The organism is Roseomonas sp. KE0001, from assembly GCF_016107285.1.
In the GTDB taxonomy this organism is placed as follows: domain Bacteria; phylum Pseudomonadota; class Alphaproteobacteria; order Acetobacterales; family Acetobacteraceae; genus Pseudoroseomonas.
In genome coordinates, this window is the sequence record NZ_RCVQ01000006.1 from 258,668 (window position 1) to 275,904 (window position 17,237).

16 protein-coding genes are annotated in these 17,237 nt (G+C 70.6%); 15 read left to right on the plus strand and 1 reads right to left on the minus strand.

The window, feature by feature from the left end:
* The first annotated feature begins 9 nt into the window (after positions 1 to 9).
* Genes D9598_RS21165 through D9598_RS14160 form a run of 12 tightly spaced genes read left to right on the plus strand, consistent with a single transcriptional unit; the run spans position 10 to position 11,119 of the window.
* Positions 10 to 468, plus strand: a complete 459-nt coding sequence (locus tag D9598_RS21165; protein ID WP_198367162.1) for an acetyl-CoA carboxylase biotin carboxyl carrier protein subunit — start codon at positions 10 to 12, stop codon at positions 466 to 468.
* The gene (locus tag D9598_RS14110; protein ID WP_198367163.1) at positions 465 to 1,166 is read left to right on the plus strand and encodes an allophanate hydrolase subunit 1; all 702 of its coding nucleotides are present in this window, start codon (positions 465 to 467) and stop codon (positions 1,164 to 1,166) included. The genes D9598_RS21165 and D9598_RS14110 overlap by 4 nt, the downstream gene beginning before the upstream one ends.
* Positions 1,163 to 2,167, plus strand: coding sequence for a biotin-dependent carboxyltransferase family protein (locus tag D9598_RS14115; protein ID WP_198367164.1), 1,005 nt, complete (start codon positions 1,163 to 1,165; stop codon positions 2,165 to 2,167). The genes D9598_RS14110 and D9598_RS14115 overlap by 4 nt, the downstream gene beginning before the upstream one ends.
* A complete protein-coding gene (locus D9598_RS14120; RefSeq protein WP_198367165.1) occupies positions 2,167 to 2,589 on the plus strand; it encodes a hypothetical protein in 423 nt (140 codons plus the stop codon). Before D9598_RS14115 ends, D9598_RS14120 begins: the two co-directional genes overlap by 1 nt.
* Positions 2,590 to 2,591: 2 nt before the next feature.
* On the plus strand, positions 2,592 to 3,359 hold the full coding sequence (locus D9598_RS14125; RefSeq protein ID WP_198367166.1) for a LamB/YcsF family protein: 768 nt from the start codon (positions 2,592 to 2,594) through the stop codon (positions 3,357 to 3,359).
* Positions 3,360 to 3,374: 15 nt separating this feature from the next.
* Positions 3,375 to 4,742: an acetyl-CoA carboxylase biotin carboxylase subunit gene (gene accC, locus D9598_RS14130; protein WP_198367167.1), complete on the plus strand. Its 1,368-nt coding sequence runs from the start codon at positions 3,375 to 3,377 to the stop codon at positions 4,740 to 4,742.
* On the plus strand, positions 4,739 to 5,674 hold the full coding sequence (locus tag D9598_RS14135; RefSeq protein WP_198367168.1) for an ABC transporter permease: 936 nt from the start codon (positions 4,739 to 4,741) through the stop codon (positions 5,672 to 5,674). The genes accC and D9598_RS14135 overlap by 4 nt, the downstream gene beginning before the upstream one ends.
* On the plus strand, positions 5,674 to 6,477 hold the full coding sequence (locus D9598_RS14140; RefSeq protein ID WP_198367169.1) for an ABC transporter permease: 804 nt from the start codon (positions 5,674 to 5,676) through the stop codon (positions 6,475 to 6,477). Before D9598_RS14135 ends, D9598_RS14140 begins: the two co-directional genes overlap by 1 nt.
* Positions 6,478 to 6,517: 40 nt before the next feature.
* Positions 6,518 to 7,600, plus strand: coding sequence for a PotD/PotF family extracellular solute-binding protein (locus tag D9598_RS14145; RefSeq protein ID WP_198367170.1), 1,083 nt, complete (start codon positions 6,518 to 6,520; stop codon positions 7,598 to 7,600).
* Between the two features lie 4 nt (positions 7,601 to 7,604).
* Positions 7,605 to 8,699 (plus strand): ABC transporter ATP-binding protein, encoded by a 1,095-nt coding sequence (locus D9598_RS14150; protein WP_198367171.1) that lies wholly within the window; start codon positions 7,605 to 7,607, stop codon positions 8,697 to 8,699.
* Positions 8,700 to 8,732: 33 nt separating this feature from the next.
* Complete coding sequence (locus D9598_RS14155; protein ID WP_198367172.1) at positions 8,733 to 10,172, plus strand: MFS transporter; 1,440 nt, start codon at positions 8,733 to 8,735, stop codon at positions 10,170 to 10,172.
* On the plus strand, positions 10,172 to 11,119 hold the full coding sequence (locus D9598_RS14160; RefSeq protein ID WP_198367173.1) for a 2-hydroxyacid dehydrogenase: 948 nt from the start codon (positions 10,172 to 10,174) through the stop codon (positions 11,117 to 11,119). Before D9598_RS14155 ends, D9598_RS14160 begins: the two co-directional genes overlap by 1 nt.
* Positions 11,120 to 11,248: 129 nt before the next feature.
* On the opposite strand, the gene D9598_RS14165 is transcribed toward D9598_RS14160, so the two are convergent.
* On the minus strand, positions 11,249 to 12,160 hold the full coding sequence (locus D9598_RS14165) for a LysR substrate-binding domain-containing protein (protein ID WP_198367174.1): 912 nt from the start codon (positions 12,158 to 12,160) through the stop codon (positions 11,249 to 11,251).
* A 203-nt stretch (positions 12,161 to 12,363) separates the two neighbouring features.
* Here D9598_RS14165 and D9598_RS14170 point away from each other — a divergent pair, with 203 nt between their 5' ends.
* From D9598_RS14170 to D9598_RS14180, 3 genes are read left to right on the plus strand one after another with little or no spacing between them, the layout of a single operon-like run.
* Positions 12,364 to 13,347: a tripartite tricarboxylate transporter substrate binding protein gene (locus D9598_RS14170; protein ID WP_198367175.1), complete on the plus strand. Its 984-nt coding sequence runs from the start codon at positions 12,364 to 12,366 to the stop codon at positions 13,345 to 13,347.
* Between the two features lie 36 nt (positions 13,348 to 13,383).
* Positions 13,384 to 15,471, plus strand: coding sequence for a hydantoinase/oxoprolinase family protein (locus D9598_RS14175; protein ID WP_198367176.1), 2,088 nt, complete (start codon positions 13,384 to 13,386; stop codon positions 15,469 to 15,471).
* 11 nt (positions 15,472 to 15,482) lie between these two features.
* The gene (locus D9598_RS14180; protein WP_198367177.1) at positions 15,483 to 17,096 is read left to right on the plus strand and encodes a hydantoinase B/oxoprolinase family protein; all 1,614 of its coding nucleotides are present in this window, start codon (positions 15,483 to 15,485) and stop codon (positions 17,094 to 17,096) included.
* The last annotated feature ends 141 nt before the right edge of the window (positions 17,097 to 17,237 follow it).

Here is a 17,237-nt window from a genome sequence, read left to right on the forward strand (position 1 = left end):
CGCATTCCCGTGAACCAGTCTCATTTCGACACGATCCGCGCCTTGATGCAGCTTGTCGCCGAGGCAGGCGGCGGCGAGGTGGAGGTCACCGACGGCCCGCTGCGCATCCGCGTGGCGATGCCGCGCGGCGAGGCGTCCCGGCCGGCGCTGGAACCATCGCCATCGGCGCCCCGGCGCCACCCCGCGCCGCCTCCGGCGGAGGCACCGGCCACCCCCGCCCGGGAAATCCTGGCGACGATGCACGGCGTCTTCCACCGGGCGCCGGCCCCGGGCGCGGCCCCCTTCGTCACGCCGGGCGCGAAGGTTCAGGCCGGGCAGCAGATCTGCATCCTGGAGGCGATGAAGGTCTTCACCGCGCTGCGCGCGGATGCGGATGGCATCATCGGCGAGATTCATGCCGAGGACGGACAGGACGTGGCGGCCGGCCAGCGTCTGTTCACCCTGCTTCCGGAGGGGCTGGAGGCATGAATTCCGGCGTCATGGAACTGGCGGCGCCACGGGTCACGCCTTGCGGCAGCGCCGCCCTGCTGCTGGATGCCGAGGGGCCACTGGCGCTGGCGACGCAGCAGCGCATCTGGAGCCTCAGCGATGCGGTGCGCGGTTGGGATGGCGTGGTCGACCTGCAGCCAGGCATGAACAGCCTGCTGGTGGTGATCAATCCCCTGACCGCCGATGCCGAGGCGATGGCGGCGCGTCTGCTCGCCGCCTGGTCGCGCGCCGAGCCGCGCCACGGCACCGGGCGGCTGCTCGAGGTCGGCGTCGTCTATGGTGGCGAGGGGGGCGGCGATCTGCCTGCCGTCGCGGCGCATCACGGGGTGGAGATCGACACCATCGTCGCCATGCACGCGGCCGGCGAGTACGTCGTCTTCGCGCCGAGCGTCATGCCGGGCTTCGGCTATCTCTTCGGGCTGGACCCCCGCCTGTTCACCCCACGACGCCCGGTGCCGGTGATGCGCGAGGCCGGCGGCATCGTCTCGATCGGCGGCGCGCAGGCCAATCTCGGCGGCCCGCGCCGCAGCGACCGCCCGACCGCCTCGCCGACCGGCTGGCATGTGATCGGCCGGGCGCCGGAGGTGCCGGAGCCCTTCGACCTCGGGCGCGACCCGCCCAATCTGCTGGAACTCGGCGACCGGATCCGCTTCCGGGTGGAGCGCGTCATCCGATGATCGAGGTCCTGCTCACCCCGCCGCTGAACATGGTTCAGGACCTGGGCCGCACCGGCTTCCGGTGCCACGGCATCGCCCGCACCGGCGCGATGGATCGCCTGGCGCTGGCCGCCGGCAATGCCCTGCTCGGTAACCCGCCGGACGCGGCCGGTATCGAGTTCCAGCTCTTCCCCGTGAGGCTGCGCTTCACGCGGGACACGGCCATCGCGCTCACCGGCGCCGATACCATGCCGCGGCTGGACGGGCGCCTGATGCCGCCGTGGTGGGCGGTCTCTGTCCGCGCCGGTCAGGAACTGGTGCTGAGCGCGCCACGGCGCGGAATGCGCGGCTACCTCACCGTCGCCAGCGGCATCGACGTGCCCCTCGTCTTCGGCTCGCGGACGACGCATCTGCGCGCCGGATTCGGCGGGTTGGACGGGCGTGCCCTGGCAGAAGGCGACAGGCTGCCGCTCGGCGACGCCCCGGCCTTCACGCCACGCGACCCGGCCGGCCTCGGCGCGCGGCCGCCGGGTGACGTGCTGCCTGGCGGCGAGGCGCCGGACGCCGGGCCGGGCGATGTCGTGCTGCGGGTCATCCCCGCGGCCGAATACGACCAGTTCGACGCGGCCTCGCAGGCGCTGCTCTGGTCGCAGGGCTGGGCGGTCACCAGCCAGAGCAACCGGATGGGCTACCGGCTGCAAGGCGCGGTGCCGCTACGGCGCACCGAATTGGTGGAGATGCGCTCGCACGGCATCGTCCCCGGCGTGATCCAGGTGCCGCCCTCGGGCCAGTCGATCATCCAGCTCGAGGACGGCAACTCGGCCGGCGGCTATCCCAAGATCGGCGCCGTGATCGAGGCGGATCTCTGGCGCATCGCTCAGGCCGCGCCGGGCGCCACGCTGCGCTTCGCGCCCTGCGATGCCGCCGCGGCGCGGGCGGCGGAGCGCGCTGCGGCGGCCTATCTGGGCGAACTCCGGCACCTGGCCGGGCTTGGTAGGCGCGAGCTGGGGAGCGCGGCGTGATGCGCGACCTGACCGGCAGCCTCGCCGGGCTCCTGGCCCTGATGCGCGCCACAGGCGTGACCGAGCTGGAACTGGCCGAGGGCGACACGGCGCTCCGGCTTTCGCTGCCGTCGCGCCCCCTGGCTGGCGCGGTTCCGGAGGCGACGCCGCGCGCGGCCCCTGCCGTGGAGACCGTCCATGCGGTGGCCTTCGGCATCCTGCTGCTGCGGCATCCGGCGGAGACGCGCGATCCGCCGGCGGCGGGCGACACCGTCGCCCGCGGCGACATTCTCGCCTACCTGGCCGTGGGTCCGCTGCTGCAACCGGTCGTCGCGCCCTGCAACGGTGCCATCGAGGCCGTGCGCGGCCGGGATGGCGAAATCGCGGGCTTCGGCGCGCCGCTTTTCGACATCCTCCCGCTGGCCGCGGACACAAAGGAATGAGCATGAAGATCGACCTGAACTCGGATCTCGGCGAGGGCTTCGGCCGCTGGAGGATGGGCGATGACGAGGCCCTGATGAAGATCATTTCCTCGGCCAATATCGCCTGCGGCTACCATGCCGGCGACGCGGTGATCATGACCCGCATGGTCGAGGCGGCGAAGGAGAACGGCGTCGCGGTGGGCGCGCATATCGGCCTGCCGGACCTGCTGGGCTTCGGCCGCGTGCCGATGAACATCGATCCGCGCGACATGCAGAAGCACGCGCTCTACCAGCTTGGCGCGCTGGCGGCGATCGCGCAGGTCGGCGGCTGGAAAGTGACGCATGCCGGCTCGCATGGCGCCTTCGGTGAGATGTCGCGCGCCAACCCAGTCTATACCGAGCTGATGATGGACATCTACAAGGCCTTCGACAGAGACATGATTGTCGCTGTCTCGGTCAAGACGCATGGCGAGAAGTACGCCAAGTCCATCGGGCTGCGCACCGTCGGCAAGATCTTCGCGGACCGGGCCTATGACGACGAGGCACAGCTGGTGAGCCGCAAGCTGCCGAACTCGGTGATCACCGACCTCGAGGTGGTGCGCGCCCGCATCCTGCAGTTCATGGACGATGGCACCGTCACGGCGCAGTCCGGCAAGCGCATCAAGGTCGATGCCCAGTGCGTGCTGGTGCACAGCGACACGGCCGGCTCGGTGGAGATCGCCCGCACGGTGCGCGAGACGGTCGAGAAGGGCGGGGGGCAGATCGTCCCGCTGACCGAACTGGCCTCCTGACGGGCGCGCCGGCACATGACGTTTCGCACCGTCCTGGTGGCCAATCGCGGGGAAATCGCCCTGCGCGTGATCCGTGCCTGCCGCAGCCTGGGACTGCGAAGCATCGTCGTGCACTCGGCCGCCGATGCGGGCGCCGCCTATCTGGCGCTGGCCGACGAGGCGCTGTGCATCGGACCCGGCCCGGCGGCCGCCAGCTATCTCGATCCCGGGCTGATCCTGCTTGCCGCCAATGCCACCGGCGCCGAGGCCATCCATCCCGGCTACGGCTTCCTGTCGGAGAATGCCGGCTTCGCCGAGGCGGTGGAGCGGGCGGGGCTGGTCTTCATCGGCCCCACCGCGCCGGTGATCCGCATGATGGGCGACAAGATCGAGGCCAAGGCGGCCATGCGCCGGTCCGGCGTCCCCTGCGTGCCCGGCAGCGAGGGCGCCCTGCCGGAAGACCACGCCGCCTGCGCCGCCATCGCTGAGGCGACGGGCTATCCGCTCATCGTCAAGGCGGCGGGAGGTGGCGGCGGGCGCGGCATGCGGGTGGTGCGCGAGCCCGCGGCGCTCCGCGAGGCCATCAAGATGACGCGGGAGGAGGCCCGACGCGCCTTCGGCAATCCCGAGCTCTACCTCGAGAAATTTCTGGAGCATCCCCGCCATATCGAGATCCAGGTGCTCTGTGACCAGCACGGGGCCGCCCTGTGGCTCGGCGAGCGGGACTGCTCGCTGCAGCGGCGCCATCAGAAGGTGGTCGAGGAGGCGCCGGCGCCAGGCCTGCCGCGCGCTGAGATCGCAGCACTCGGGGAGCGCTGCGCCGCGGCCTGCCGCGCCATTGGCTATCGCGGCGCCGGTACCTTCGAGTTCCTCTATGAGGACGGCCTCTTCGCCTTTATCGAGATGAACACCCGCATCCAGGTGGAGCATCCGGTCACCGAGGCGATCACCGGGATCGACATCCTGCGCGAGCAGATCCGCGTCGCCATGGGCGAGCGCCTTGCCTTTGATCAGGACGACATCGCCATCCAGGGCCACGCGCTGGAATGCCGCATCAATGCGGAGGATGCGTTCAGCGGGTTGCCCTCGCCGGGACGCGTGACGGAATGGCACGCGCCCGGCGGGCCGGGCATTCGCGTCGACAGCCACATGGCGCCGGGCAGCGAGGTGCCGCCGCACTACGACTCCCTGATCGCCAAGGTCATTGCCCATGGCAAGGATCGCGAGGAGAGTCTGCGCCGCATGTCCACCGCGCTGAATGAGATCCGCATCGAGGGCGTCGCGACCAATATCGGCCTGCATCGCCTCATCCTGGACGATCCCGACTTCCGGCGCGGCAAGACGACGATCCACCACCTGGAAAGGCGCCTCGCCCACCGCCTCACGACGGAGGAGGGCGCATGATGGCCTCCGGCTCCTCCGCGACGCTGGACGCCCCTGTGGCGGCGCGACCGATCCGGCTGCCACGCTGGAGCGTGGGGCTGTTCCTCCTGCTGCCGGCGGTGGCCTTCCTGGTGGTCTTCCTGGTCATCCCCTCGCTGACGTTGCTCAGCTACTCGGTGCTGACGCAGTCGGCCGCCGGCGATGTTGGCCTGCCCTTCAGCGTCTCGGGCTATGGCCGCCTGCTGCTGACACCCGCCTATCAGCGGGTGACGGTGCTCACCCTGAAGATCGCGCTGCTGACATCGCTGTTCACGGCGCTGCTGGCCTATCCGCTGGCCATGGTGATCGCCTATGGGCATTCGGCGCTCAGCCGGTTGACCATGATGCTGGTGGTGGCACCGCTGGTGGTCAGCGTGGTGGTGCGGACCTATGGCTGGCAGTTGCTGCTCGGCAGCGGGCCGAACGGCGTGGTGAACTGGGCGCTCGGCCTGTTCGGCCTGGGCCAGGTCTCGTTGCAGATCCTCTACACCGAATGGGCGGTGGTCGTTGCTTCGGTGCATGTCTTCCTGCCGCTGATGGTGCTGCCCATCGCCACCTCGCTGTCGCGCATCAGCCCGTCGCTGAACGAGGCGGCGCGGATGCTCGGCGCCTCGGCCTTCCGCGCCTTCCTGCGCGTCACGCTGCCACTCAGCGTGCCGGGCCTGGCGGTCGGTCTGACCATCGTCTTCTCGCTGACCGCCGCCTCCTATGTCACGCCGCAGATGCTGGGCGGGCCGCGCGGGCTGATGCTGGGCATCCTGCTGGAGCAGCAGGTGACCACGGTCTTCGACTGGCCCATGGGCTCGGCCATCGCCACGCTCATGGTGGTGATCGCCCTCGGAGCGCATATCGGCGTGACCTGGATGTTAAACCGGCGCCGGGCTGCGGTCCCGGCCGCGCAGGGAGAGGCATGATGCGGGGACGTCTGTCCGGGCTGGGCGGGTTCGTGACCTATACGATGGCCGTGCTGATCCTGCTCTTTGTGCTGGCGCCGCTGGTGGTCGTGGTCGCGCTGTCCTTCTCCGAGGCGGCCTTCGCGGTCTTCCCGCCTGTCGGCTTCACCTTCTCCTGGTACGAGACGGTGCTGAACGATCCCGAGTTCCAGCACTCCTTCCTGGTCAGCACCCTCCTGGCGCTGGCCGCGGCGCTCACCGCCTTCGCGCTCGGCATGCCGGCGGCCTATGCGCTGGATCGCTGGCGCGTGCCGGGCGGCGGCGCCATCGAGGCGATGCTGCTCTCGCCGCTGATCCTGCCGATCCTGATCACCGGCCTGGCGCTGCTGCAGTTCATGTCGATGATGAGGATGATGGAGGCCTCGGTGAACCTCTTCATCGGCCATGTGCTGATCACGCTGCCCTATCTGATCCGCACCATCACCGCCAGCCTGAAGCAGGTCGACCGCTCCCTGGAGGAGGCGGCGCTGACCCTCGGCGCCAGCCCCTTCACCGTCTTCTGGCGCGTCACCGTGCCGCAGATCCTGCCGGGCATCGCCGCCGGCTGCCTCTTCGCCTTCATGATCTCCTTCGACGACTTCCCGATCTCCTTCTGGCTGGCGGATGTCGAGACCATGCCGCTGCCGATCTACCTGCACAGCCTGATGGAGCGCGTCTTCGATCCCTCCGTCGCCGCCACATCGAGCCTGATGATCGTGACCGGCGTTCTCGCCGTCCTCGCCCTGGAGAAGCTCGTCGGCCTGCGCAAGGCGATGGGCGTGTGACCGGGAGCCCCACACCGCAACGCAAAGGACAATGACCGCCATGGACGACACCGCCCCCCCGGCCGCATCCCGCCGCAGCGTCCTGCTCGGCGCCCCCGGGCTGGCCGCTCCGCTCTTCTTCGTCCGCAATGCCTGGGCCGCCGGAAAGACGGTGCAGCTCGGCACCTATCGCGGCGTGCAGGGCGAATACGTGCGGAAGCAGATCGTGCCCAAGTTCCAGCGCGACTTCGATTGCCGCGTGCTGCAGACGGAGAACGTCACGCTCGGCAATATCGCCATCCTGCGCACGCAGAAGGCGAGCCCGGCCTATTCCGTCATGATGATGGACGACGTCGGCATCCCTATCGCCAAGGCCGAGGGGCTGATCGAGAAGCTTCCGGCCGATCGCATCCCGAACCTGGCGAAGGTCTTCCCCAACTTCCTCTACAACGACAGTCACGGCGCCGCCTTCGCGATCTCCTCGGTGGCACCCTGGTTCAACGCGCAGATGGCGCATCCGCCGGCCAGCTTCGCTGACCTCTGGCACGAACGCTACCGCGGCCGCTACATGATGATCACGCCGAAGCAGACGCAGAGCGTGCAGCTTCTGGTGATGGCCGCCTCGCTGGCCACCGGCAAGCCGGTGCTGGAGGCGCAATACGAGCTGGAGAAGGGCTGGGACAAGATGGCCGAGCTCAGGCCCAACGTGCAGACCATCTACGAGATCGTCGGTGCCGTCGCCCTGCAGATCCAGCAGGGCCAGGGCGACATCGCCGGCCCGGACTTCTCCAAATCGGTGCTTCCCTATGTCGCCCGCCGCGCGCCGCTGCGCCTGATGGAGCCGGCCGAGGGCTCCTTCGCCGGGGTCAACTGCCTGACCCTGGTGAAGGATGCGCCGGAGCCCGATCTGGGTGCCGCGCTGATCGACCGCATCCTCTCGCCCGAGGCGCAGAAAGGGTTGGCGGAGGCGACCTATGCCGCCCCTGCCGTCACCGGCATCGAACTGAACAGGGATGTCGCGGCGGTGGCGCCCTATCCGGAAAGCCGCATGCGTGACCTGAAGCTCTATGTGCTGGACTGGGATCACATCAATCCGCAGCGCAGCGCGATTGTCGACCGCTTCAATCAGATCTTCGGAGGCTGAGACCGTGACCGCCAATCCAACCGACCTGGCGCTGTCCGGCCTGACCAAGTCCTTCGGCGGCACGCTGGCGGTGGACAATGTGACGCTGCGCATCTCCGCCGGCGAGATGGTGGCGCTGCTTGGACCCAGCGGCTGCGGCAAGACGACAACGCTGCGCATGGTGGCCGGCCTGGTCCAGCCGACATCGGGCGACGTGCTGATCGACGGCTACCGTGTCACGCATATCCCGGTGCATCGCCGGAACATCGGCATGCTGTTCCAGAACTACGCGCTGTTCCCACATCTGACGGTGGCGCAGAACGTCGCCTTCGGTCTGCAGATGCGGCGGGTGTCACGGGCCGAAGTGGCCTCGCGTGTTACCACGGCCCTGCGCCTGGTGCAGCTCGACCCCTTCGCCGAGCGCCTGCCCTCGGCGCTTTCGGGTGGGCAGCAGCAGCGCGTGGCGCTGGCGCGCGCCATCGTCATCGAACCCTCCCTGCTGCTGCTCGACGAGCCGCTCGGGGCCCTCGACAAGAGCCTGCGCGAGGCCATGCAGGGCGAGATCCGTGCCATCCAGAAGCGCCTGGGCATCACCGCCGTCATGGTGACGCATGACCAGGAAGAGGCCATGACCATGGCCGACCGCATCGTGGTGATGCGTGGCGGTGTGCTGGAGCAGGTCGGCACGCCGGAGGAGGTCTACAGCCACCCGGCAAACCGCTTCGTCGCAGGCTTTCTCGGCGCCTCCAACTTCCTGCGCGGCAGCGCGCTGGGCCGGGAGGGCGGCGAAGTCGTGATGCGGCTCGACGGCGGCGGGCTGGCGCGGGTGCGCGCCGGCGCGGGCCCCGGCGGACCGCTGATCGCCATCCGTCCGGAGGCCGTTCGCCTGCAGCCGGCTTCCGCCGAGGCGCCGGTCGAGAACGGCATCCCGGGGACCGTCGAGCAGGTTCGCTATCGTGGCCAGTCCACGCATATCCACCTGCGGCTCGACGATGGCGAATCTTTCCTGGCCTATCTCTCCAATGGCGACGAGGCGGTGCCGCGGCAGGGGTTCCGCCCCGGTGACCGCATGCTCGCCAGCTGGTCCAGCGCCAGTGCCACCATGATCGCCGACGCCTGAACCGGACCGCTCCGGGAAGCGCCCAGAACAACCATGATCCCCCTTGTGAACGGGGAGGACGGGCTGCCACTCCCGCGCCGCCTCCTCGCCATTCTCACCATGGCCTGCGCCGTGACCCTGAGCGGCCTCGGCACCAGCATCGTCAACCTGGCGCTGCCGGAGATCGCCCGGGACCTCGGCGCCAGCCCCAGCGGCTCGACCTGGCTGGTCAGCGGCTACCAGCTCGCCATGGCGGTCTGCCTGCTGCCCTTCGCCGCGCTGGGCGAGATCCATGGCTATCGCCGAGTCTATCTCGCCGGACTCGTGGTCTTCCTGATCGCCTCGACCGGCGCGGCGCTGTCCGGCTCGCTGGCGGCGCTCGTGGTCTGGCGCATCGCCCAGGGCGTGGGCGCGGCGGGTATCCTCAGCGTCAACATCGCCATCCTGCGTTTCGTTTATCCCGCCGCGCACCTCGGCCGGGGCATCGGCGTCAATGCGGTGATCGCCGGCGTGTCGATGACGGCAGGCCCGCCGGTCGGCGCCCTGTTGCTGGAACTCGGCGGCTGGCCGCTGCTCTTCGTGGTCAATGTGCCGCTGGGCAGCGCGGCGCTTTTGCTGGCGCTGCGCTCGGTGCCGCGCACGCCTCTGGCCGCGCATCGCTTCGACCTCGGCGGCGGCGCCTGCAGCGCGGGCATGCTCGGCCTGTTCCTGACGGCGGCGAACGGACTGGCGCATGGCTATCCGGCCTGGCTGACGGTCGGTGCCCTGGCGTTGAGCGCGGCCGCCGGCGCCAGGCTGCTGTTGCGCCGCCAGGGCGTGGCGCCGCCCGTCATGCCGCTCGACCTGCTGCGGATTCCGCTGTTCCGCCTCTCGGTGCTGACCTCTGTCCTATCCTTCGCGGCGCAGATGCTGGCCCTTGTCGTGCTGCCCTTCCACCTGGAGCGGCTGACCGGCATGAACGCCGCCCGATTGGGCATCGAACTGGCCATCTGGCCGGCCTGCACCATGGCCATCGCCGTGGTGGCGGGCCACCTCGCGGACCGCTTTTCCGCCGCCATCCTGGGCACGGCGGGTCTGGCGGTGCTCGCCGCCGGGCTGCTGGCCCTCGCCGGCATGACGGCGGAGACGGGGACGGTCGGCATCGCGTGGCGCATGGCGCTCTGCGGCCTGGGCTTCGGCCTGTTCCAGTCGCCCAACAACCGCGTCCTGATGGCGACCGCGCCCCGGGCACGCAGCGGGGCGGCGAGCGGCATGCTCGGCACCGCCCGGCTGGTGGGGCAGTCCTTGGGCGGCACGCTGGCGGCGGTCGCGCTGGCCGCCCCCGTCGCGCTCGCGCTGGAGATCTCGCTGGCCCTCGGCGCCGCCATCGCGCTGTGCGCGGCCCTGGCGAGTGCCTCCCGGCTCACCATGCGCCACGCCGCGCCGAAGCAGGCCTCCGCGGCGGCGGTAACCGAAGCCGGAATCGGCGGTGCTGAACAGAGGAGCAGTCCGTGATGACGATCGACATCCTGTTGCGATCGACCTCGCCGGTCATCCAGGCGGCGCTCGAGGCGGAAGGTTTCCGCCTGCATCGCATGGCGCCCGGCGAGGCGCCGCCACCCGCCCCGGTGCGCGAGGAGGTTCGCGTCGCCGTGACGACCGGCTTCATCGGCCTCGACCGCGAGGTCATCGCCGGCCTGCCACGCCTGGAACTGATCTGCTGCAGCGGCACGGGCTACGAGAATGTCGATGTGCGGGCGGCGCTGGAGCGCGGCGTGACGGTGACGCACGGCTCCGGCCTGAATGCTTCGGCCGTCGCCGATCATGCCATGGCCATGCTGCTCGCCCTGATGCGCGATCTCGGCGGCTTCGACCGCGCCCTGCGCGAGGGGCGCTGGCGCGAGGCGCTGCAGGCCCGGCCGATTCCCGGCGGCAAGCGCCTGGGGCTGGTCGGCCTTGGCGCGATCGGGGAGCGGATCGCGCGGCGGGCGGAGGCGTTCGAGATGACGATCGCCTATCATAAGCGCCAGCCGCGGGCGGATGTCCCCTGGCGCTTCGTGCCCACCCTGCTGGACCTGGCTCGGGAGGCCGACATCCTCGTCATCGCCGCGCCCGGCGGCGCGGCCACCTGGCACATCGTCGGCCGCGAGGTGCTGCAGGCCCTGGGGCCGCGGGGCTTCCTGGTGAATGTCGGCCGCGGCAGCGTGGTCGATACCGCGGCGCTGGTCGAGGCGCTGGCGGCCCGGACCATCCAGGGCGCCGCGCTCGACGTCTTCGAGGATGAACCGCATGTGCCGCGGGCCCTTCTGGATGCGCCCAACCTGCTGCTGTCGCCGCATGTCGCCTCCTGGGCGCCCGAGATCCTGGAGGCCTCGGCCGATCTCGTGCGGCGGAACATCCTGCGCTTCCTCGCCGGTGAGCCCGTTCTGACGCCCGTGCCGGAGATGACGGCGGGACGCTGAACGGTCGCGCGGGGGCCTGACGCCCGCTTCGGACGCGAAGATCCGATGCCCGCAGGGATCGCTGTCCGCGAACCTTTCCGGCGTGGCAGCGGCGCCGACCTAGACCGGATCAGGCCCCGCCAGCGCCAACTATGCCGAGGGGCGCCGCGCCGCCGCCATGGCCTGTCCCATCACCCAGTCGCGGAAGGCGCGCAGCGTAGGGATGTCTTCCGCCGCCTCGGGATAGGCCAGGCAATAGGCCGCCTCGCCGCCGAGCGTCTGCCGGAACGGCGTCGCCAGCCGCCCGGCGCCGATCTCCTGCTGCACCAGGAAGCGCGGCAGCAGGGCGACGCCGAGGCCGGCGGCGCAGGCCTCGGCCACCATGGCCGTGTGCTGCATCAGCGGGCCGCGCAGCCCGTCCATGCCTTTCACCCCCGCCTGGTCCAGCCATTCCACCCATCCGCGCGGGCGCGTGGTCTGCTGGATCAGGATCTCCCGCCCCAGGTCGGCCGGCGCGCGCAACCGCGCCGCGATGGCCGGCGTGCAGACGGGCAGGCGGGCATCCGGCATCAGAGGGTGCCGCCGGATGCCAGGAACGGCCTCCTCGGACATCATGATGGCGGCATCCACATCCTCCGCCGCGAAGTCCATCGGCGCCAGGCGCGTGGTGTAGTTCATGAAGTTCAGCAGCACGCCCGGATAGGCGGTGCGGAAGGCGGGCAGGCGCGGCGTCAGCCAGCGCGTGCCGAAGGTGGGCGAGACGGCGAGGTTCAGCGTGCCGCCCGTGCCGCGATGCGCCAGCAGGTCGCGCGTCGCGCCTTCCAGCCGGGCGAGGCTGACGCGCACGCGCGGGGCATAGGCGTTGCCGGCCGGGGTCAGCACCAAGCGCTGGCGGACCCGCTGGAAGAGCCGCAATCCCAGCAGCGCCTCGAGCCCCGCGAGCTGTCGGCTGACCGCGCTTTGCGTCAGCCGCAGTTCCTCGGCGGCGCGGGAGACGCTGAGATGGCGGGCGCAGGCCTCGAAGGCCTGCAGCGCGGCGGTCGGCGGGACATGGCGTCGCATCGCCGGAGTTTATTCCATTCCGTCATGAGCGCATGCCGGAGTTTCAGTTGCCGGAGAGCCCGATCCTGTCGAACCTGCGAGGCGACCGGATGCGCGGCGCCAGAACGGCACCGCCGCGACGGGAAGCGGACCGCTCGGACACTGGACCGCGCGGCCGGGGAAGATCTCGCCAGCTCGCTCGCCATGCCCATGGAGTGAGGTCGATGCCGTTCGTCCACCTTCCGCGCCGCGCCCTCGCCGGCGCCGCCGCGGCCACCGCGCTGTCTCCGCCGCTCGCCAGGGCCTCCTGGGCGCCACCCCGCCCCATCCAGGTGCTGGTGGGCTATCCCCCTGGCGGCGCGGTGGACATCCTGATCCGCGTGGTGGCGGAGGGGGCCCAGCGCCTGCGTGGCGTGCAGATCGTGCCGGAGACCCGCAGTGGCGCCTATGGCTTCATCGCGGCGCAGACGGCCGCCCGCGCGGCGCCGGATGGCGCCACGCTCTGCAGCGCCATCATGGGCATGATGAGCGTGCTGCCCGCCATCCCCGGCATTCCCGTGCCGCTCGACCTCGACCGCGAGCTGACGCCGGTGGTGGCGCTCGCCGGCACGCCGATGGCGCTGGTGGCGCGGCCGGACGCGCCCTTCGCCGATATCGACGGGCTGATCGAGTATGCGCGGTCGCGCAAGGGCGCGGCGACCTATGCCTCCTCCGGCAACGGCTCCATCAACCATCTTGGCGGTGCCCTGTTCTGCGGCGCGACCGGCGTGGAGATGACGCATGTGCCCTATCGCGGCGGCGCGCCGGCGACGCTCGATGTCTCCGCCGGCCGGATCGACATGATGGTCGCCAATGTCGCCGAGGTGGCGCAGCAGATCGCCGCCGACCAGCTCAAGGGCCTGGGCGTGACGGCCAGGGAGCCGACGCCGCTGGCGCCGCAGCTCGCCCCGCTGGCCGGCCGCATCCCGGCGATGGAGATCAACAACTGGTTCGGACTGGCCGGTCCGGCGAACCTGCCGGCCGAGATCCGCGGCGGGCTCGGCCAGATGTTCCGCGACGTCGTCCATGACCCGCAGACAGCCAGGATCCTCGTCGAGCGCGGCCTGCTCCCGCTCGGCGAGTTCGGCGAAGCCTTCAGCCAGCGCATCCTGCAGGACCGAGAGCGCTGGAAGAAGGTCGTGCAGGCCAACAACATCCGCGGGGACTGACCTCCGCCCCGGCTCCGCGCGTATCCAGGAAAGACCATGACAGCGCCATCCTCATCCTCGCCCCTTTCCCTGGGCATCGACATCGGCGGCACCTTCACCGATCTCGTCATCCTCGATCCCGCCGACGGTCGGGCCAGCATCTGGAAGGAGAGCACGACGCCGGACGACCCGTCGCGCGGCGCGATCACCGGGCTGCAGCGGCTTCTGGCGCGCGACAGGATCGCGGCCGGCGCGATCGGGCGGGTGGTTCATGCCACCACGCTTTTCACCAATGCGCTGATCGAGCGCAAGGGCGCGCCCACCGGGCTGCTGACCACCGCCGGCTTCGCCGACGTGCTGGAGATCGGGCGCGAGCGGAAGTACGAGCTCTATGACCTGTTCCTGGAAATGCCGAGGCCACTCGTTCCGCGCCCCTGGCGGCGCGAGGCGAAGGAGCGGCTGGCGCCCGATGGCAGCATCGAGCGGCCGCTGGATGTCGAGGCGACGCTCGCCGAGGTAGCCGATCTCGTGGCGCAGGGCGTCACCAGCCTCGCCATCTGCTTCCTGCATTCCTACGCCAATCCCGTGCATGAGCGGATGGCGGCGGAGGCCATCGCGGCGCGCTTCCCGCGGCTCTCGCTGTCGCTCTCCTGTGACATCGCGCCGGAGATCCGTGAATATCCTCGCACGGCCACCACCGCCGCCAATGCCTATGTCCGCCCCATCGCCGAAACCTATCTCGACACGCTGGAGGCGGCGCTCAAGCAGACAGGCATTCCGGGCGGCCTCTTCCTCATGCTCTCCAACGGCGGCCTGACGCATGTGGCCGAGGCCAAGCGCGCGCCGGTGCAACTGCTGGAAAGCGGCCCGGCGGCGGGTGCTCTGGCGGGCGCGTGGTTCGGGCGCCATGCGGGGCTCGAGCGTGTGCTGGCCTTCGACATGGGTGGAACCACCGCCAAGCTCGCCCTGGTCGACGATGGCGAGCCCCTGGTGGCCTGGGGCTTCGAGGCGGCGCGCACCAAGCGCTTCCTGCGCGGCTCTGGCCTTCCGATCCAGATCGCGACGGTGGAGCTGATCGAGATCGGCGCCGGCGGCGGCTCCATCGCGCGCCGCTCCGAACTCGGCACGCTCAATGTCGGGCCGGAGAGCGCGGGCGCGCAGCCCGGCCCCGTCTGCTACGGCCGTGGCGGCACCGAGCCCACCGTGACCGACAGCGATCTGGCGCTGGGCTACCTGAATCCCGATTTCTTCCTCGGCGGCACGATGCGCATCGATCCCGGCCCGGCAGTCGCCGCGCTGCGAGGCCTGTCCTCGCAACTGGGTCTGGAGGCCGGGCGCGCCGCGCCGGGAATCCATGACCTGGTGAACGAGAACATGGCCGGCGCCGCGCGCGTCGCCATCGCCGAGCGCGGGCGCATCCCGAGTGACTACGCGCTCCTGGCCACCGGCGGCGCGGCGCCGGTTCATGCCTGGAACGTCGCCACGAAGCTCGGCGTCTCCCGCGTCGTCTGCCCGCCCGGCGCGGGAGCGGGCAGCACCATCGGCATGCTTATGGCCCCGGCCCGGATCGACCGCGTCACCTCCCGCAACGAAGCGCTGGCGGCGGTGGACTGGGCGGAGATCACCGCCGCCTTCGAGGCGCTGGAGCGGGAGGCGCTGGAGGTCGTCGGCGGCACCGGCGCCGATCTGGCCCGTTGCACGGTGCGGCGCCTCGCCGACATGCGCTATGTCGGCCAGGGTTCGGAGATCACCGTGGCCCTGCCGGAGCGGCTCGATGCGGGGGGCGTGCTGGCTGCCTTCGAACGCGCCTACCGGCAGCTGTTCGGGCGCACGCCACCGGGCGCCAATGTGCAGTTCGTGGCGCTGCGCCTGTCCGCCTCCGCGCCGATGCCGGGCGCGGGCGCGACGCTGCGGATCGGCGGCGGCGAGGCTGGCGGGGAGGCGCTGAAGGGACATCGCCGTGTCCACTTCCCCGATGCGGGAGAGATCGAGACGCCGGTCTACAACCGTTACGGCCTGGCGCCGGGCGTCGTGCTCGAGGGGCCGGCGGTCTTCGAGGAGAATGAGAGCACCTTCGTCGTCGGCCCCCGCGCGCGCATCGGCGTGCTGCCCGACGGCTCCATCCTGGCGGAGCGCGTGGCATGAACGAAACGGGCATGAACGAAACGCAGGCTGTGCGGCGCTTCGACGCCGTGGAGATCGAGTTGCTCTGGCGGCGGCTGATCTCGCTGGTGGACGAGGCGGCGGCGGCGCTGGTCCGCACCAGCTTCTCCACCCTCGTGCGGGAGAGCTACGACTTCTCCTGCGTGGTGACGGATGCCCGGGGCCAGTCCCTGGTGCAGGCGACGGAAAGCATCCCGAGCTTCATCGGCACCCTGCCCGAGACGGTCAAGCACTTCATCCGCCACTTCCCGGAGGAGACGCTGCAGCCGGGTGACGTGCTGATCACCAACGACATCTGGCTCGGCACCGGGCACCTGCCCGACATCACCGTGGCCAAGCCGATCTTCCGCCAGGGTCGGCTGGTCGCCTTCAGCGCCTCGACCGCGCATGCGCCGGATATCGGCGGCAAGATCCGCAGCCCCGAGCCGCGCGAGGTGTTCGAGGAGGGCCTGCAGATCCCGCCGATGAAGCTGCTGCGCGCCGGGCAGCAGGACGACACGCTGATCGCGATCATCCGCAAGAACGTCCGCACGCCCGACCAGACCATGGGCGACCTATGGGCGCAGGTGGTGGCGCTCGACCTGATGGAGGAGCGGCTTCTGGTGTTGATGGAGCAGGCCGGGCTGCCGCATCTGCGTGACCTGGCGGGCGAGATCCATTCGCGCTGTGACGCCGCCATGCGCACCGCCATCGCGGCGCTTCCGGATGGCACCTATACCAGCTCGCTGCAGACCGACGGGCTGATGGACCGGCCGATCACCCTGCGGCTGGCCATGACCGTCGCGGGCGACACGATCACGGCGGACTTCACCGGGACGGACCCGCAGGTGGACCGGGCCATCAACTGCGCGCTCTGCTACACCTATGCGATGACGATGTATGGGGTGAAGGTCTGCACCAGCCCCAACCTGCCGAACAACGAGGGCGCCTGGCGGCCTATCCGCATCGAGGCGCCGGCGGGCTGCATCGTCAACCCGGTCTTCCCCGCCTCGGGCGGATCGCGCATGTTGATCGGGCACTACATCCCGATGCTCGTCTTCGGCTGCCTCGGGCAGATCGTGCCGGATCGGGTCATGGCCGCCTGCGGCTCGCCGATGTGGGGCATGAACCAATCCGGCGTCACGGCGGCCGGCAAGCCCTACGCCAACATGTTCTTCTTCAACGGCGGCATGGGCGCCAACATGCGCGGCGACGGGATCTCATGCCTCTCCTGGCCGTCCAACGTGTCCTCCACGCCGGTCGAGATCACCGAGCACATCGCGCCACTCCGGGTGCACCATAAGCGCCTGCGCCCCGGCAGTGGCGGACGCGGCCGGCATCGCGGCGGACTGGGGCAGGAGGTGCTGATGGAAAGCCGCTCCGACAGCCCCATCGCCGTGTCCTTCCTGGCGGAGCGGACGCTCTTCCCGGCCTTCGGCATCGAAGGCGGCGAGGCCGGCGCGCCGGGCGTGTTGCACATCAACGGGAAGGCCGTGGATCCCAAGCGGCAATATGTGCTCCAGACGGGCGACACGGTCATGATGGCGACGCCCGGCGGCGGCGGCCATGGATCCGCGGGAGAACGGGATAGGACGTTGGAGGAGGCCGACGCCAGGCACGGGTACTGAGAAGTAGGCCTGCTCGACGCTCGAGGGAGGGTGCCGCTCCATCCGCGGGTCCGTTCGGCATTGTGCTGGAGGATGCGGGCATGGCGGGGCGTTTGCAAACGGAAGGGAAGGTGCTGGCCCGTGCTGTTAGCAACAGGCAGG

Coding starts and splice junctions, on each gene's coding strand:
- D9598_RS14155 (WP_198367172.1), top strand. CDS start 8,733: ATGATCCCCCTTGTGAACGGGGAGGACGGGCTGCCACTCCCGCGCCGC.
- D9598_RS14115 (WP_198367164.1), top strand. CDS start 1,163: ATGATCGAGGTCCTGCTCACCCCGCCGCTGAACATGGTTCAGGACCTG.
- D9598_RS14140 (WP_198367169.1), top strand. CDS start 5,674: ATGCGGGGACGTCTGTCCGGGCTGGGCGGGTTCGTGACCTATACGATG.
- accC (WP_198367167.1), top strand. CDS start 3,375: ATGACGTTTCGCACCGTCCTGGTGGCCAATCGCGGGGAAATCGCCCTG.
- D9598_RS14145 (WP_198367170.1), top strand. CDS start 6,518: ATGGACGACACCGCCCCCCCGGCCGCATCCCGCCGCAGCGTCCTGCTC.
- D9598_RS14125 (WP_198367166.1), top strand. CDS start 2,592: ATGAAGATCGACCTGAACTCGGATCTCGGCGAGGGCTTCGGCCGCTGG.
- D9598_RS14165 (WP_198367174.1), bottom strand. CDS start 12,160: ATGCGACGCCATGTCCCGCCGACCGCCGCGCTGCAGGCCTTCGAGGCC.
- D9598_RS14110 (WP_198367163.1), top strand. CDS start 465: ATGAATTCCGGCGTCATGGAACTGGCGGCGCCACGGGTCACGCCTTGC.
- D9598_RS14170 (WP_198367175.1), top strand. CDS start 12,364: ATGCCGTTCGTCCACCTTCCGCGCCGCGCCCTCGCCGGCGCCGCCGCG.
- D9598_RS14175 (WP_198367176.1), top strand. CDS start 13,384: ATGACAGCGCCATCCTCATCCTCGCCCCTTTCCCTGGGCATCGACATC.
- D9598_RS14180 (WP_198367177.1), top strand. CDS start 15,483: ATGAACGAAACGCAGGCTGTGCGGCGCTTCGACGCCGTGGAGATCGAG.
- D9598_RS14120 (WP_198367165.1), top strand. CDS start 2,167: ATGCGCGACCTGACCGGCAGCCTCGCCGGGCTCCTGGCCCTGATGCGC.
- D9598_RS14135 (WP_198367168.1), top strand. CDS start 4,739: ATGATGGCCTCCGGCTCCTCCGCGACGCTGGACGCCCCTGTGGCGGCG.
- D9598_RS14160 (WP_198367173.1), top strand. CDS start 10,172: ATGACGATCGACATCCTGTTGCGATCGACCTCGCCGGTCATCCAGGCG.